The organism is Streptomyces sp. D2-8, assembly GCF_023184515.1.
In the GTDB taxonomy this organism is placed as follows: Bacteria; Actinomycetota; Actinomycetes; order Streptomycetales; family Streptomycetaceae; genus Streptomyces.
This window is the reverse complement of the sequence record NZ_JAAHBP010000027.1, coordinates 100,230-115,639: the sequence shown is the minus strand read 5'-3', so window position 1 is coordinate 115,639 and position 15,410 is coordinate 100,230. Positions and strand designations below refer to the sequence as shown.

The window sequence follows — 15,410 nt, the reverse complement described above, 5'->3', positions numbered from 1 at the left end:
GGGCACGGGACACCCGCGGCCGCCGCCCCGCGCGCGCCCCCGAGCTACTCGGCGCTCGGCTTTTCCTTCAAGTGCCGCTCGGCGAACTCCAGTTCCAGCCGTACCTGCTTGATCCGCTCGTCCACCACCAGCGAGCCGTGCCCGGCGTCGTAGCGGTAGACCTCGTGCACCGCGCCTCTCGTCTCCAGGCGCTTGACGTAGTTCTCGATCTGGCGGATCGGGCAGCGGGGGTCGTTGACGCCGGCCGAGATGTAGACCGGGGCCTTGACCTCGTCGACGTAGGTGAGGGGGGACGAGGCCTCGAAGCGGTCGGGGACCTCCTCGGGGGTGCCGCCCAGGAGCGTGCGGTCCATCGCCTTCAGCGCTTCCATCTCGTCGTGGTACGCCGTGACGTAGTCGGCGACGGGGACCGCCGCGATGCCGAGGGTCCACGCGTCGGGCTGGACGCCGAGACCGAGGAGGGTGAGGTAGCCGCCCCAGGAGCCGCCGGTGAGGACGAGGCGATCGGGGTCGGCGAGGCCGGAGGTGACGGCCCATTCGCGGACCGCGGCGATGTCCTCCAGCTCGATGAGGCCGACGCGGTGCTTCAGGGCGTCCGTCCAGGCACGGCCGTAGCCCGTGGAGCCGCGGTAGTTGACACGGATCACCGCGTAGCCGTGATCGACCCAGGCCGCCGGGCCCGCCGCGAAGGAGTCGCTGTCGTGCCAGGTGGGGCCGCCATGGATCTCGAAGACCGTGGGGAGCGGGCCGGTGGTGCCCTGCGGCTTCTGGACGAGGGCGTGGATGCGGCCTCCCGGCCCCTCCACCCACACGTCCTCCACCGGCACCGAGCCGGGCGACTTCATGCCGGGCGGGTCGAGCACGACACCGCCCGTCGTGGAGCGGACCGCCGACGGCTCGGCCGCCGAGGACCAGAGGTACTCCACGCTGCCGTCGGGCCGGGCCGTCGCACCGGAGACCGTGCCCGGCGGGGTGGGGATCTCCGACAGGGCGCGGCCGGCCAGGTCGTAGCGGAACAGCTCGCTGCGGGCCTCGAAGCTGTGGGCGATGAGCAGGCCGCTGCCGTCCGGGTACCACTCGGCGCTGACGTCGCCCGGCAGCTCCAGCGCCAGGTCCGCCTCCTCGCCGGTGGCCACGTCCCACACCAGGGGCTCCCAGCGGCCGCGGCGCTGGTGCCCGATGAGCAGACGCGTGTCACCGTCGACGGGCGCGAAGCCGAGGACCTCCAGGCCCAGCTCGCGGGTGCCGCCCTCGGTGTCGTCGAGGTCGGCGACCGCCGTGCCGTCGGGGCGCAGGACGCGCAGCGCCGAGTGCATCGCGTCGCCGTGCTCGGTGTGCTCGATGGCGATGAGCGAGCCGTCGTGGGAGAGGTCGCCGACGCCGGCCGACTCGCGGTGGCGGTAGATCTCCACCGGGTCCTCGCCGGTGCGGACGAGGTGGATGGTCGTGCCGTCCTCGTCCGTGGAGCGGCCCACGACCGCCGTACGCCCGTCACGGCCGAGGGCGAGGCCGGCCGGGTATGAGGCCTCCAGGCCCGCGGCGGCCGGTTCGTCCGCGCCGCCCGCGAAGGGCTGACGGCGCCACACGCCGAACTCGTCGCCGTCCTTGTCGTCGAACCACCAGATCCACGCGCCGTCCGGGGACAGCACGCCGTCCGTCGTGCCGTTCGGCCGGTCCGTCACCTGGCGCTGCCCGCCCGTCGACCGGTCCCAGGCGTACAGCTCGTACGTCCCGGTCGCGTTCGAGACGAACAGGGAGCGGTCCGGCGCGTCCTCCGCCCAGTCGGGCAGGGACACCCGGGGCGCCCGAAAGCGCTTCTCCCAGTCCGGCATCCGCTCCTGCTGTCCCGCCTGTACCGCTTGCTCGTGCTGGTCCCGCGCGTCGGACCCGTTGCTCTCAGTCATGGCCCCATACTGCCCGCCCCGGCCGACAATTCGCTGGCGAGGTCCCCAGCCTGTGGATAACCTCCACCGGTCCCCCCTCCGAGCAGGCCAGGAGTCGCACTCTTGTACTCCCCCACCCCGGCGGACTGGAACGAGGCCAACCGCGCCCACTGGGACATGGGGGTCCCCCCCACGCCTTTAAGGCAGTGGGGGAGGGTGCCGCTGCACGTCGCCGGTGATTTCTACGATCTCGACGCCTTCCGGGCCGGTCAGGACCCCTTGCGCGACTTCGAGCTCGCCGAGGTCGGCGATGTCGGCAACCGCTCTCTGCTGCATCTGCAGTGCCACATCGGCCTCGACACGCTGTCCTGGGCCCGGCACGGCGCCGCCCGCGTCGTCGGTCTCGACTTCTCCGAAGCCGCGATCGACCTGGCCGGCGGGCTCGCGCAGGACCTGGGTCTCGGTCCGGACCGTGCGGCGTTCGTCACGGCGGACGTGTACGACGCGGCGGCCGCGGTTCCGGACCCGTCGTACGACATCGTGTACACCGGAGTCGGCGCGCTGTGCCGGCTGCCCGACATCGGGCGCTGGGCGGAGACCGCCGCGTCGCTGGTGGCGCCCGGGGGTTCCTCTATCTCGCCGAGTTCCACCCGCTCACCGATGTCCTCGACGACGAGACCGGCTCGCGGATCATGTACGACTACTTCGCCCGTGACGCCTGGGTCGAGGAGAGAGCGGGGTCGTACGCGGCCGAGGGCGCCGAGTTCACGCACAGCCGGCGGGTCGAGTGGCAGCATCCGGTCGGCGAGGTCGTCTCGGCGCTCGCGGCGGCCGGGCTGCGGATCGAGTTCCTGCACGAGCACGACGTGTCGCTGTTCCGGCGGTCCGAGAGCTTCGAGCGGCGGGACGGCTACTTCCGCTATCCGCAGGGCCGACCGCGGATCCCGCTGATGTACTCGATCCGGGCCCGTAAGAACTGACCGCGGGCAGCGGCCTCGCCGTCCGGAACCAGCCGGAGGGCCCGGCCCGTTGCCGACCCCCGCGGGCCGGGCCTGCCCGACAGCCCCGTACCGTGGGGGTGTGTACCGGTTTCTGCTGACGCCCCGATGGTGGGGGATCAACGTCTTCGTGCTGTTGTCCATCCCCTTCTGCATCTTCATGGGGTCCTGGCAGCTGGGCCGGTTCGAGGACCGTGTGCAGGACCATCGCACCGCGACCGAGCAGGTCTCCGAGGCCCGGCACGAGGCGCCCCGGCCGCTGGCGGAGATGCTGCCGGTGACCAAGGCCACGTCCGGGAAGCTGGTCACCGCGCGCGGGACGTACGGCGAACAGCTGCTGGTGCCCGGGCGGCAGCTCGACGGCAAGCAGGGCTTCTACGTACTGACGCTGCTGCGGACCGACTCGGGTGAGGCGCTGCCGGTGGTGCGGGGGTGGCTGCCCGGGGCCGCCGACGCGGCGAAGGTTCCCGCCCCGCCGGCCGGTGAGGTCACCGTCACCGGGGCGTTGCAGGCGTCGGAGACGCCGGGGGACAACGGGGTCAGTGCGCAGGGCGGGCTGCCGACCGGGCAGACCTCGGCGATCAGTGCGGCGTCGTTGGTGAATCTGGTGGCGTACGACGTGTACGACGCGTGGGTCACCCTGTCGAGGGGTGACGCGGGGATGAAGGCGGTGCCGGCTGCCGCTCCGCCGGATTCCGGGCTGGATCTGAAGGCCTTCCAGAACCTGGGTTACACCGCCGAGTGGTTTGCCTTCGTGGGGTTTGTGATCTTCATGTGGTTCCGGTTGCTGCGGCGTGAGGTGGAGTTCGCGCGCGATACGGAGCTGGGACTGGTGCCGGACGAGGAGCCCGTCGCCGTGGACGCCGCCGTGAAGTGAGCGGCGTCTTCACCCCGGGCCGCCCATCGCCGCAGCGGCCCGCGACCAGGCGGTTACGACCCCGCCAGCACGCCGGTCCAGTACACCGTCCCCGCGCACGCGTTGGACACCGTCACCGAACTCGCGCCCGAGCCCGTGACCGGGGTGTACGTCACTGCCACGCTGCCGTCGACCGTGCCGTCCTCCGTGGCCAGCTGGGGGGCCGTGCCCGCCGTGTCGCCGCCGGTGGAGGTGCCGCCCGTGGCCGCCGGGTCGTCCGTCGGGGTGGGTTCGGGGCTGGGGTCGGGGCCGCCGACACTGCCGCCGGGGGTGGGGCAGGTCTCGGAGGGGACCCAGGCGAACTTCACGTCGTAGCCGATGCCCGGCTGGAGCACCAGCTGGGCGGCCTCCAGGGACGGGTCGGGCAGGAGCCCGGCCGCCGCGTCGCCGGCCGTGTGCCGGGCCGAACCGACCTTGCTGATGTCGGCCGCGCCCTGCGGCAGCGCGCTGACCGAGCCGGGGCCGGTGACCGTACAGGCCGCGCCGGAGACGTTGGTGACGCGGAAGGAGCCGGAGACCGCGCCCGTGGAGTCGGGGGCGTTACTGCTTCCGGAGGCGGGGCCGAGCTGGGCCGGGGTGCACGCCGCGATGCCGGCGGCGGTGGAGGAGGAGGGGTCGGCGCCCTGGGACGCGCCGGTGGAGGCGCCGGGTCCCTCGCCCTTGTCCTTCTCCTTCTTGTCGGCCTTGTCCTTGTCCTCGGTCTTGCCGGAGGAGCCGCCCGCGGTGCTCTCGCCGCCGGCCGGGCCCTTGCCCTCGCTCGCGCCGCCCTGGGTCTCGGAGGCGTGCCCGGCGACCGACGGGTTGGCGTCGGAACCGGTGGCGTTGGAGACGTGCACGAGGGCGGGGATGGCCGTGCCGATGAAGAGCGCGGCGGCGGCCATGCCGACGACGGCCTGGCGCTTGCGGGTCCGGCGCTGCGGCACCGCCTTGCGGAGATAGTCCAGGGTGCCGTCGCGCGGTTCCACCTCCTGCACCACGTGGTGCAGCATCCTGCGCAGGTCCAGCTCGTCCGAGTCGAGCCCGTCGGGGCTCTGGTCGTCGGGGCCGTGGTTCACAGTTCCGTTCCCAGCGTGCGATTGCTTCGGTTCTTGCCCGTGCAGCCCTGTCGGCGCCTGCCGCCCGTCGAGGCGCTCGGGGGGCTCGGGGCGGTCGCGCCCCTTGCCGCCCGCGCCGTTGCCGTCACTCATACCGGCGCCTCCATGGCGACCCTGAGCGCCGCGATACCGCGCGAGCCGTACGCCTTGACCGAGCCCAGCGATATGCCGAGCGTCTCGGCGACCTGCGCTTCGGTCATGTCCGCGAAGTAGCGCAGCACGAGCACCTCGCGCTGGCGGCGCTGCAGCCCCTTCATCGCCTTGATGAGGGAGTCGCGCTCCAGTTGGTCGTAGGCCCCTTCCTCGGCGCTGGCCATGTCGGGCATGGGCTTCGACAGCAGCTTCAGGCCGAGTATGCGGCGGCGCAACGCCGAGCGCGAGAGGTTCACGACGGTCTGGCGCAGGTACGCCAGGGTCTTTTCGGGGTCGCGGACCCGCTTGCGGGCGGAGTGGACCCGGATGAAGGCCTCCTGGACGACGTCCTCGCAGGAGGCGGTGTCGTCGAGGAGGAGGGCGGCGAGACCCAGCAGCGAGCGGTAGTGCGCCCGGTAGGTCTCGGTGAGGTGGTCGACGGAGGTGCCGGCCGCTACGCCGTCCTCCGCGCCGTCACGCTGGTTGGGGATGCGGGCCGGCCGCGCTGCGGGCACGGGCGCGATCACCGGCATGCCACCGGGCGTACCGGCCATGCGGGGTCGGAGGGCCGCCACACGGGGCGGTCGAAGGACCGTGCCGCGCGCCGCGCTGAAGTCGAGTACCTCTGCCACGCTTGTTTGACACGCTGACCCCCGTGAGGGTTGTACGTGCCGGGCGTCACTTTCACGCCGACCGTCGCCGTCGACGATCTACCCGCGTCAGGCAGCACAACCGATGGTGCATCAAATGCCCGCATGCGTCCCGCTCTTCCCCTATGTCCAGATGTGAACGGACGTCCCCACGTCCGTTTCCAGGCGTCCCCACGCCTGATGAAGCGCTCCCACGGTCGAAGGGTGACCGCAAAGACGCTCCCCGCCCTCCGCACGGTTGCGGAGGACGGGGAGGTAAATCCTCTGATGCCGAAGCGCCATGGACAAGTGGTCCGGACCATCGACCGGCTCACATGTCGTGCACAGATCCTACAAACTGCCTATGACATCGGCCCGGGGTTTACGGCGCGGCGAAACTTCACGAAAACCCGGGCGGTCACCGGGTCAGGACAGCTCGGCGGCGACCAGCTCGGCGATCTGCGCGGTGTTGAGGGCGGAACCCTTGCGCAGGTTGTCCCCACACACGAACAGTTCGAGCGCCGTGGGGTCGTCCAGCGCCCGCCGGACCCGCCCGACCCAGGTCGGGTCGGTGCCGACCACGTCGGCGGGGGTCGGGAACTCCCCCGCGGCCGGGTTGTCGAACAGCACGACACCGGGCGCTGTGGCCAGGATCTCCCGGGCCTTGTCGACGGTGACCTCGCCCTCGAAGCGGGCGTGCACGGTCAGGGAGTGCGTGGTGATCACCGGCACCCGGACACAGGTGACGGCCACGGGAAGGCCCGGCAGGCAGAGGATCTTGCGGGACTCGTCCCGCACCTTCAGCTCCTCCGACGACCAGCCGTCCTCACGCGCCGTACCGGCCCACGGCACGACGTTCAGCGCGACCGGCTCCGGGAACGGCCCGGTGTTGTCCCCCACGGCCCGGCGTACGTCACCGGGGTGGGTGCCCAGCTCCGTGCCGGCGACCAGGGACAGCTGCCGGCGCAGCGTCGCCACGCCCTCGCGCCCGGCGCCGCTGACGGCCTGGTACGAGGAGGCGACCAGCTCGCGCAGCCCGAACTCGGCGTGCAGCGCGCCCAGGGCCACGATCATGGAGAGCGTCGTGCAGCTGGGATTGGCGATGATGCCGCGCGGGCGCATCCGCACGGCGTGCGGGTTGACCTCGGGCACGACGAGCGGCACGTCGGGGTCCATCCGGAACACGCCGGAGTTGTCGACCACCACCGCGCCCTTGGCGGCGGCGAGGGGCACCCACCGCTCGGCGACCTCGTCGGGGACGTCGAACATGGCGACGTCGACCCCGTCGAAGGCCTCCTCGGTGAGCGCCACGACCTCGGTCTCCTCGCCGCGCACGGCCAGCTTGCGGCCGGCCGAGCGCGGGGAGCCGATGAGTCGGATCTCGCCCCAGACGTCGGCCCGCTGGGACAGGATCCGGAGCATGACCGTGCCGACGGCTCCGGTCGCTCCCACCACGGCGAGCGTCGGGCGTCCGGACCGGCCGGTTCGGTCGGGTCCGGCCATCAGCGGCCGGTGCCTCCGTAGACGACGGCCTCGTCGCTGTCGGAGTCGAGCCCGAACGCGGAGTGCACGGCGCGGACGGCCTCGGGCACGTCGTCGGCGCGCGTGACGACCGAGATGCGGATCTCGGACGTCGAGATCAGCTCGATGTTCACGCCCGCGTCGGACAGGGCCGTGAAGAAGTCGGCCGTGACACCCGGGTTGGTCTTCATGCCGGCGCCGACGAGGGAGATCTTGCCGATCTGGTCGTCGTAGCGCAGCGAGTCGAAGCCGATGCCGGGCTTGTTCTTCTCGAGCGCGTCGATGGCCTTGCGGCCCTCGGTCTTCGGCAGCGTGAAGGAGATGTCCGTCAGGCCCGTGGAGGCGGCGGACACGTTCTGCACGACCATGTCGATGTTGATCTCGGCGTCGGCGATCGCGCGGAAGATCGAGGCCGCCTCGCCCGGCTTGTCCGGCACGCCGACGACCGTGACCTTGGCCTCGGAGGTGTCGTGCGCGACACCGGAGATGAGAGCCTGCTCCACCTGCTTTGCTCCTTGCTTCGGCTCGCTGCTGACCCATGTGCCCTGAAGTCCGCTGAAGCTGGACCGGACGTGGATCGGGATGTTGTACCGGCGGGCGTACTCCACACAGCGGTGGAGCAGCACCTTCGACCCGGATGCCGCCAGTTCGAGCATGTCCTCGAAGGAGATCCAGTCGATCTTCCGGGCCTTCTTCACCACGCGCGGGTCGGCGGTGAACACGCCGTCGACGTCGGTGTAGATCTCGCAGACGTCGGCGTCGAGGGCGGCGGCGAGAGCCACCGCCGTGGTGTCGGAGCCGCCGCGGCCGAGCGTGGTGATGTCCTTGGTGTCCTGGCTGACGCCCTGGAAACCGGCCACGATCGCGATGTTGCCCTCGTCCACCGAGGTCTTGATCCGGCCCGGCGTGACGTCGATGATCCGGGCCTTGTTGTGGACCGAGTCGGTGATGACACCCGCCTGGCTGCCGGTGAACGACTGGGCCTCGTGGCCCAGCTTCTTGATCGCCATGGCCAGCAGGGCCATGGAGATCCGCTCTCCGGCGGTCAGCAGCATGTCGAGTTCGCGCCCGGCAGGCATCGGGGAAACCTGCTCGGCGAGATCGATCAGCTCGTCCGTCGTGTCGCCCATCGCGGAAACCACGGCAACCACCTGGTTGCCGTTCTGCTTCGCTTCCACGATTCGCTTGGCGACGCGCTTGATGCCCTCGGCATCGGCTACGGAGGAGCCTCCGTACTTCTGCACGACAAGGCCCACGTGCGCTCCTCGCTCAATCCGTCTCTGTCCGCTCATACGCATTCGTACCGCGGTCGGCTCAGTCTAACGAGCGTCCGAAAAACCCCTCCGCGATATCGCATGGTGAGATCTCGGCCGCCCGCCCAGAGTCGCTCATGCCCATCTGGGCCCAGGCCACTCGAGAAAGTGCCCGGCGTCACAATCCACACGCGGGCGATCCGGGTGACTCAACTTTCAAGCACTAGGGTTCGGCTGTGCGCGTACTCCTGGTGGAAGACGATGAGCCGGTCGCCGAGTCCCTGCGCCGTGGCCTCAAGCGCTACGGCTTCGAGGTCGAGTGGGTCACCACGGGCGAGGCGGCCCTGCGGCACGAGGGTCCCTACGAGGTCGTCCTGCTGGATCTCGGCCTGCCCGACACCGACGGGCTGGACGTCTGCAAGGCCCTGCGCGGGCGGGGCGACGTCCCGATCATCGTGATCAGCGCCCGCAGCGACGAGACGGACCGGGTGGTCGGCCTGGAGCTGGGCGCGGACGACTACGTCTCCAAGCCGTTCGGCGTCCGGGAGGTCATCGCGCGGATAAGGGCGGTCATGCGCCGCACGCGGCCCCGCACCCCCGCGGGGACGCCCGAGGCCGGCCCCGACCGCTACGGCACCCGCCTGACGGTCGACCGCAAGGCGGCCCGGGTGCGTCTGGACGGCGAGGAGGTCGCCCTCGCGCCCAAGGAGTACGACCTGCTGGCCTTCCTCACCGAGGAGCCCGGGGCGCTGATGTCGCGCGAGCAGATCATGGAAGCGGTCTGGGACGCCAACTGGTTCGGGCCGACGAAGACACTGGACGTGCACGTGGCGGCGCTGCGCCGCAAGCTCGCGGGGGCGATCACCATCGAGGCGGTGCGCGGGGTCGGCTTCCGGCTGGAGATCACCGACAGCATCGACACGGGCGGGAGCGGCGCCGTCTCATGATCCGCCAGCTCGTCCGCAGCTACGTCCTGCTCGTCGCGGTCGCCATCGCGCTGTTCACCGTGCCGGTGGCGTTCACGCTCACGGACCAGCTGCGGAATGACACCAGGTCGGCCGTCCTGCGCGAGGCCGACGCCATGGCCCTGCTGCTGGGCGACGGCCGGGCCGCCTCCTGCCGGGCCCTGGAGGAGATGGCCAAGGCCTACGACGACGAGATCCAGGTGACCCGCACCGCGAGCTGCCCGGCGGACCTGCCGCGGCCGACGGCGGACGCGGCACTGACCAAGGCCCTGGAGGAGGGCAGACCCACGACCGACTGGGGCTCCTCCGTCATCTGGGGCCCCGAGCTGGTGATCACGGTGCCCGCCCGCGCGGCCGGCACGGACCGGGTCGTCGGCGCCGTGCGCATCGTGTACGCGACCGACGAGATGACCAGCCGGCTGTGGAAGATCTGGGGCTTCCGGGCGGTCCTCGCCGTGCTCGTGCTCGGGGTGGCCGCCCTGCTCGGCGTCGGGGTGGCCCGGCGTCTGACCCGGCCGCTGCGCCAGCTCAACGACATGGCCAGCAAGTTCAGCGACGGCGATCTGACCGCCCGCTCCCCCGTGACGGGCCCGCCCGAGACCCAGACCCTGGCCCGCACCCTCAACCAGGGCGCCGAACGCCTGGACACCCTGATCGCGGCCCAGCGCATCTTCGTCGCGGACGCCTCCCACCAGCTGCGCACGCCCCTCACCGCCCTGCGGCTGTCCCTGGACAACATCGCCGACGGGGTGGACGACGAGTTCGTACGCGAGGACGTGGAGCAGGCGACGGCGGAGGTCGTACGGATGAGCCGGCTGGTCAGCGGACTGCTGGTGCTGGCCCGGGCCGAGGCGAAGGTCACGGCGGCCGAGCCGCTCCCGCTGATGGACATCGTGCGGGAACGGCTCGCCGTGTGGAGGCCGGCCGCCGACGAGCGCGGAGTCACCATCGCGCTCGGGGGGAGTGCCGACGGCCGGCCGTCTGTGCTGTCCAGCCCGGGTCATCTGGACCAGATGCTGGACAACGTGCTCTCCAACGCCCTGGAGGTCTCGCCCGACGGCGGGACGATCACCGTGCGGGTGGAGCCCCGGGGCGATGTGGTGGGGGTGTCGGTCCTGGACGAAGGGCCCGGCATGTCGGACGCCGAGAAGTCCCGCGCGTTCGACCGCTTCTGGCGCGGCCAGGGCCTGACCGGGAAGTCCGGCTCCGGCCTCGGTCTCGCCGTCGTCAAGCAGCTGGCGACGGACGACGGCGGGACCGTGGCGCTGACGGACGCTCCCCAGGGGAGCGGCCTGTGCGTGACGATCACGCTACGGGCGTCCCACCGGGCCGGCGGCTGACCCGGTTCACCCCTGCGGCATCTTCGAGGAGTGGTGGTTCACGATCAGCCATGTGCCGTCCGGCTGCTTCTCGTAGGCGTAGGTGTAGCGGGCCTCGACGGTGCTCTTCTCGCCCGTGGCGTGGTCGGTGAGGGCGAACTCGTAGACGCCGGTGTCGATGACGGTGTCGCGGTCGAGGACGTTGACGACGGACTCGATCTTGGTCCCGACCGGCTTGTTCTGCAGGAAGTGCTCGAAGTAGTCGACGATTTCGGCTCTGTCCGTGCGGACCTGGTTGGAGACGGTCGGCAGCAGGACCGCGTCCTTCGCGTACAGGTCGGCGACCTTCTCCGGGTCACCGGTCCGCAGCGCGGCGTTCCAGTTGTCGAACAGCCCGAGCACCTGCGCCTTGGTCATCGGCCTGGCGTGCTTCGTGCCCTTGCTCCCGGAGTCGGCTCCGGCGACCCCGGCACCGAGGGCGAAGGCGCCGGCGGCCAGGACCGCGCCGGCGACGGCGACGGCTATGCGCCGGCGGGCGGGGTGACGGTTCATGGCATCTCCAGTGAGATCGAAGGGAGTCGTCCTGCCTCCGCGTTCTCCGCGGGGGAAGTGACTCCAGACTCGCGTTTCACCGGTTAGGGGCCGTGCAGCCCGCATACAGGGGACGTACAAGGAGCCTCCAAATCACGCAGCGTGGCCGGAGGCCCGGCGCTACCGTCGGGGCATGGAGGTATTGCGCTACGTGGCGTTCAGCACGGACCCCGAGGGCGGTAACCCCGCGGGGGTGGTGCTCGACGCGAGCGGGGCCGACGACGCGGTGATGCTGGCGACGGCGGCCGAAGTCGGCTACTCGGAGACGGCGTTCGTGGTGGGGTCCGGCGACGGCCCCCTGGACGTCCGGTACTTCAGCCCGCTCGCGGAGGTGCCGTTCTGCGGTCACGCGACGATCGCCACGGCCGTGGCGCACGCGGAGCGGCACGGCACCGGGCGGCTGCTGCTGCGCACCGCGGCGGGCCCGGTCACGGTCACCACGGAGCGGGCGGCGGACGGCACCCTCGTGGCGACCCTGGTGAGCGTCGCGCCGCGTTCGGTACCGGTCGAGGAGGCCGACCTCGCCGAACTGCTGGCGATCCTGGGCTGGTCCGCGGAGGACCTGGACCCGGCGCTGCCGCCCCGGGTGGCCTTCGGCGGGGCCTGGCACCCGGTCCTCGCCGCCGCGAGCCGGGCCCGGCTGGCGGACCTGGACTACGACATGGCCGCGCTCACCGCCCTCATGGCCCGCAGGGACTGGACCACGATCGACCTGGTCTGGCGGGAGTCACCCGCCGTCTTCCACGCCCGTAACCCGTTCCCGCCCGGCGGTGTGACCGAGGACCCGGCGACGGGAGCGGCCGCGGCCGCGTTCGGCGGCTACCTGCGCGAGTTCGGCCTCGTCCGCACTCCGGCCACACTCACCGTCCACCAGGGCGTGGACATGGGACGCCCGAGCACGATCACCGTGACGGTACCGGCGGAGCCGGACACGGGAATCGGAGTGACGGGGGCGGCCGTACGGCTCTGACCTACGGCAGCTCTCCTCGCGATCGGAGAGACGACGGGGCTTCCGGGAGCGGCCGAGGCCCGAGTGCCGCTGCACCGGGCCTTCGTGCGGCTCCCGGGCGTCAACCCGTGGAGCCGGACGGCTACTTCGCCGGGCGCAGTCCCAGGGGGCCGGCGATCTCCTCGGCCATGACGCGGCCCGCCTCGATCTCCAGTGTGTCGTCGCCCATGCCCTGGTCCGTGTCCAGGCCGTCGAGTTCGGCGAGGGGCTGGTCGAGGCGGACGTGGGCCAGGACCGACTGGAGGGCGCGGAGGGTCGCCGAGGCGGTGGAGCCCCAGTTGGAGAAGTAGGAGAACTGCCACCACCACAGGGCCTCGCTGGTGCGGCCCGCGCGGTAGTGGGACATGCCGTGGCGCAGGTCGGCCATGACGTCGGCCAGGTCGTCGGAGATCCGGGCCGGCACGGGCGCCTTGCGGGGCTCGTACGGGTCGAAGACCTCGGAGTAGATGTCGATCGGGTCCAGCAGGCGGGCCAGGTTCTCGCGGAGCTCGTCGACGTCCGGCTCGGGGCCCGAGTCCGGTTCGTAGCGCTCGTCGGGCACGATGTCCTCGTGCGCGCCGAGCCGGCCGCCGGCCAGGAGGAGCTGGGAGACCTCCAGCAGGAGGAAGGGCACGGCCGATTCCGGCTCGTCGCCCTTGGCGACCTCTGTGACGGCGACCAGGAAGCTCTCGATCTGGTCCGCGATCTGGACCGCGAAATCGTCCGGGTTCTGCTCGGTCGCGTGCAGCGTGGCGTCAGACATCTAGGAGTCGTCTCCCCTCGAAGGCGCGTCCGAGGGTGACCTCGTCCGCGTATTCCAGGTCCCCACCCACCGGGAGGCCGCTGGCCAGGCGGGTGACCTTCAGGCCCATGGGCTTGATCATGCGGGCGAGGTACGTCGCGGTCGCCTCGCCTTCCAGGTTCGGGTCCGTGGCGAGGATCAGCTCGGTGACCGTGCCGTCGGCGAGCCGGGCCAGGAGCTCCCTGATCCGCAGATCGTCGGGGCCCACCCCGTCGATCGGGCTGATCGCGCCGCCCAGGACGTGGTAGCGGCCCCGGAACTCACGCGTGCGCTCGATCGCCACGACGTCCTTCGGCTCCTCGACCACGCAGATGACGGCCCGGTCGCGGCGGGTGTCGCGGCAGATGTTGCACAGCTCTTCCTGCGCGACGTTGCCGCAGGTCGCGCAGAAGCGGACCTTCGCCTTGACCTCCATCAGCGCCTGCGCGAGGCGCCGTACGTCCGTCGGTTCCGCCTGGAGGATGTGGAAGGCGATCCGCTGGGCGCTCTTGGGACCGACGCCGGGCAACCGCCCCAGCTCGTCGATCAGGTCCTGGACCACGCCTTCGTACAACGGACTGCCCTTCCTGGGTCTTCGGGGTCGGTACACACCGTCCCGTACGTACCGTAGTTGTCTGCCGCCTGTCCGAGGAAGGCGGTGCGCGGGGTCAGAACGGCAGGCCGGGAATGCCTCCGCCGCCCAGACCCTGCGCGAGCGGGCCCAGCTTCTGCTGCTGGAGCGCCTGCGCGTTCTCGTTGGCCGCCTGGACGGCCGCCACGACCAGGTCGGCGAGGGTCTCGGTGTCCTCGGGATCCACCGCCTTGGGGTCGATCTTCAGAGCGCGCAGCTCGCCGGCGCCGGTGACGGTGGCGGTCACCAGGCCGCCGCCCGCCTGGCCGTCGACCTCCGTCTGCGCCAGTTCCTCCTGCGCCTGTGCCAGGTCCTGTTGCATCTTCTGGGCCTGCTGGAGCAGCTGCTGCATATTGGGCTGGCCACCACCGGGGATCACGATCAGCTCCTTGCTCGGTACGGGTTTTCCCGTTCGGCACGAGCCTACGTGGTCAGGGCTGCCGTCGCCCCAGCACTCTTTCGAGTGAGTCCCCCTCGCGCCCTATACCTGATCAAGGAATACTTCCGGGCGGAAAAGAGGCGAAAGCTACGTCTTCGCCACCCATTGGGAGGTAGGAAGGGTCGGGCGCGTTCAGGCATGCGGGCGTTCGTCCATCGCGCAGCGTGATCGGTGAGTGAACCGTACGTGGTCATTCGTGGTCAGTGAGGAGTGCCGGGTGGGTCAGCCGGAGATGCAGCCCGAGGGGCCGCCTCAGGACGGGCGGGGCGAGCAGGCGGCGGCCGGGCTGCGGCCGGGCGATCTGACCGGGCGGGTCTTTCCGCTCGGGGACTGGGGCGAGCCGGCCCTCCGGCTGGACGAGCTGTACCGGTGGGTGGAGCGCGGGGCGCTGCGGACGGCGGCCTGGTATCTCGCGGACCGGGTGTGGAAGCGGCGGTGCGCGCGGGTGCTGCGCTGCGGGGCCGCGGCAGGGGCGGTCACCGGGGTCGCACTGCCCCTGCTGGATCTGACCGGGGTCGCGGGCGGGATCGCGCCCTGGGGGTGCCTGGCGCTGCTGCTGGGGGCGGCGTGCGTGGCCGTCGACAAGTACTTCGGGGTGACGTCCGGGTGGATGCGCGACGTGGCCACCGCGCAGGCCGTGCAGCGGCGACTTCAGGCGTTGCAGTTCGACTGGGCGGCGGAGAGCGTGCGCGAGGTGCTGGGACCGGCGGAGGGGACGGCCGGCGAGGCCGCCGAGCGGTGCCTCGGGGTGCTGCGGAGGTTCTCCGAGGACGTGACGGAGCTGGTCCGGGTGGAGACGGCGGACTGGATGGGGGAGTTCCGGGCGGGCGGTGCCGCGCCGGTGGGACTGCAGGCGGTGGTGTTCCCGGGGCCGGGGCGCGGAGCCGAGGTGGGGGTCAACGGACGGTTCGCGGTGCCTCCGGCGGGGGGCGCGCGGCCGAACATGCCTCGGCAGCGGCCGCCCGAGCCGCGGTGAGCGGCCTCGGTCTCCGCCGTCCCGCGCGCACGGCGTCAGGCCCTTTGGTGTCCAGCACGGCACGTGCCCGCGGGTGCGGATGACGTCCTGGCCGTTGCCGCGGGCGAGGTGGGTGATCGCCGCCGCAGTCCCGCTCGTACGTCTCGGCCACCTCGCGCAGGACGGGCGCGAGCGCGGTCGAGCCGGTGAGGGTGAGGGGCCCGCTCGCGCAGCCGATCGGGGGCGGGTGGCGTCCCGGGCGACGACGATCGCCGCCAGGGTGACCACGCTCGCCGCTCGCCGCCCGGACGAGTC

At 71.8% G+C, this 15,410-nt stretch carries 15 protein-coding genes and 1 pseudogene; 6 read left to right on the top strand and 10 right to left on the bottom strand.

Features of this window, described 5'->3' with window-relative positions; genetic code table 11:
• Nucleotides 1-44 precede the first annotated feature (44 nt).
• Nucleotides 45-1,904, bottom strand: a complete 1,860-nt coding sequence (locus tag G3I77_RS35960; protein WP_248510701.1) for a prolyl oligopeptidase family serine peptidase — start codon at nucleotides 1,902-1,904, stop codon at nucleotides 45-47.
• Between the two features lie 177 nt (nucleotides 1,905-2,081).
• Complete coding sequence (locus tag G3I77_RS35955) at nucleotides 2,082-2,231, bottom strand: hypothetical protein (RefSeq protein WP_248510741.1); 150 nt, start codon at nucleotides 2,229-2,231, stop codon at nucleotides 2,082-2,084.
• Here G3I77_RS35955 and G3I77_RS35950 point away from each other — a divergent pair.
• Nucleotides 2,163-2,863: pseudogene (locus tag G3I77_RS35950) on the top strand (class I SAM-dependent methyltransferase). The gene G3I77_RS35955 and the pseudogene G3I77_RS35950 overlap by 69 nt on opposite strands.
• Nucleotides 2,864-2,963: 100 nt before the next feature.
• Nucleotides 2,964-3,758: an SURF1 family protein gene (locus G3I77_RS35945; RefSeq protein WP_248510699.1), complete on the top strand. Its 795-nt coding sequence runs from the start codon at nucleotides 2,964-2,966 to the stop codon at nucleotides 3,756-3,758.
• A gap of 53 nt (nucleotides 3,759-3,811) precedes the next feature.
• Here G3I77_RS35945 and G3I77_RS35940 read toward each other — a convergent pair whose 3' ends face one another.
• The 4 genes from G3I77_RS35940 to G3I77_RS35925 all read right to left on the bottom strand — a co-directional run bounded on the left by G3I77_RS35940 (nucleotide 3,812) and on the right by G3I77_RS35925 (nucleotide 8,429).
• Nucleotides 3,812-4,852, bottom strand: coding sequence for a hypothetical protein (locus G3I77_RS35940; RefSeq protein WP_374388138.1), 1,041 nt, complete (start codon nucleotides 4,850-4,852; stop codon nucleotides 3,812-3,814).
• Nucleotides 4,853-4,980: 128 nt separating this feature from the next.
• Nucleotides 4,981-5,556, bottom strand: a complete 576-nt coding sequence (locus tag G3I77_RS35935) for a SigE family RNA polymerase sigma factor (RefSeq protein ID WP_248510736.1) — start codon at nucleotides 5,554-5,556, stop codon at nucleotides 4,981-4,983.
• Between the two features lie 522 nt (nucleotides 5,557-6,078).
• On the bottom strand, nucleotides 6,079-7,155 hold the full coding sequence (locus tag G3I77_RS35930) for an aspartate-semialdehyde dehydrogenase (protein WP_248510695.1): 1,077 nt from the start codon (nucleotides 7,153-7,155) through the stop codon (nucleotides 6,079-6,081).
• On the bottom strand, nucleotides 7,155-8,429 hold the full coding sequence (locus G3I77_RS35925; RefSeq protein ID WP_248510680.1) for an aspartate kinase: 1,275 nt from the start codon (nucleotides 8,427-8,429) through the stop codon (nucleotides 7,155-7,157). The genes G3I77_RS35930 and G3I77_RS35925 overlap by 1 nt, the downstream gene beginning before the upstream one ends.
• A 233-nt stretch (nucleotides 8,430-8,662) precedes the next feature.
• Between G3I77_RS35925 and G3I77_RS35920 the strand changes: the two genes are divergently transcribed.
• Both G3I77_RS35920 and G3I77_RS35915 read left to right on the top strand, forming a co-directional pair.
• Nucleotides 8,663-9,373, top strand: coding sequence for a response regulator transcription factor (locus G3I77_RS35920; protein ID WP_248510678.1), 711 nt, complete (start codon nucleotides 8,663-8,665; stop codon nucleotides 9,371-9,373).
• Entirely contained in the window at nucleotides 9,370-10,731 is a 1,362-nt protein-coding gene (locus tag G3I77_RS35915) for a HAMP domain-containing sensor histidine kinase (protein WP_248510676.1), read from the top strand. Before G3I77_RS35920 ends, G3I77_RS35915 begins: the two co-directional genes overlap by 4 nt.
• A 6-nt stretch (nucleotides 10,732-10,737) precedes the next feature.
• Here G3I77_RS35915 and G3I77_RS35910 read toward each other — a convergent pair whose 3' ends face one another.
• Nucleotides 10,738-11,262 carry an SgcJ/EcaC family oxidoreductase gene (locus G3I77_RS35910; protein WP_248510674.1) on the bottom strand — a complete coding sequence of 175 codons (525 nt, stop codon included), beginning with the start codon at nucleotides 11,260-11,262 and terminating at the stop codon, nucleotides 10,738-10,740.
• Nucleotides 11,263-11,434: 172 nt separating this feature from the next.
• Between G3I77_RS35910 and G3I77_RS35905 the strand changes: the two genes are divergently transcribed.
• Nucleotides 11,435-12,271: a PhzF family phenazine biosynthesis protein gene (locus G3I77_RS35905; RefSeq protein ID WP_248510672.1), complete on the top strand. Its 837-nt coding sequence runs from the start codon at nucleotides 11,435-11,437 to the stop codon at nucleotides 12,269-12,271.
• Between the two features lie 121 nt (nucleotides 12,272-12,392).
• Here G3I77_RS35905 and G3I77_RS35900 read toward each other — a convergent pair whose 3' ends face one another.
• The 3 genes from G3I77_RS35900 to G3I77_RS35890 form a co-directional block, all read right to left on the bottom strand.
• A complete protein-coding gene (locus G3I77_RS35900) occupies nucleotides 12,393-13,052 on the bottom strand; it encodes a DUF5063 domain-containing protein (protein WP_248510670.1) in 660 nt (219 codons plus the stop codon).
• Entirely contained in the window at nucleotides 13,045-13,644 is a 600-nt protein-coding gene (gene recR / locus G3I77_RS35895; RefSeq protein ID WP_248510666.1) for a recombination mediator RecR, read from the bottom strand. Before recR ends, G3I77_RS35900 begins: the two co-directional genes overlap by 8 nt.
• A gap of 94 nt (nucleotides 13,645-13,738) precedes the next feature.
• Nucleotides 13,739-14,080: a YbaB/EbfC family nucleoid-associated protein gene (locus tag G3I77_RS35890; protein WP_078885280.1), complete on the bottom strand. Its 342-nt coding sequence runs from the start codon at nucleotides 14,078-14,080 to the stop codon at nucleotides 13,739-13,741.
• 277 nt (nucleotides 14,081-14,357) lie between these two features.
• Between G3I77_RS35890 and G3I77_RS35885 the strand changes: the two genes are divergently transcribed.
• Nucleotides 14,358-15,116: an SLATT domain-containing protein gene (locus tag G3I77_RS35885; protein ID WP_248510663.1), complete on the top strand. Its 759-nt coding sequence runs from the start codon at nucleotides 14,358-14,360 to the stop codon at nucleotides 15,114-15,116.
• Nucleotides 15,117-15,410: the final 294 nt, after the last annotated feature.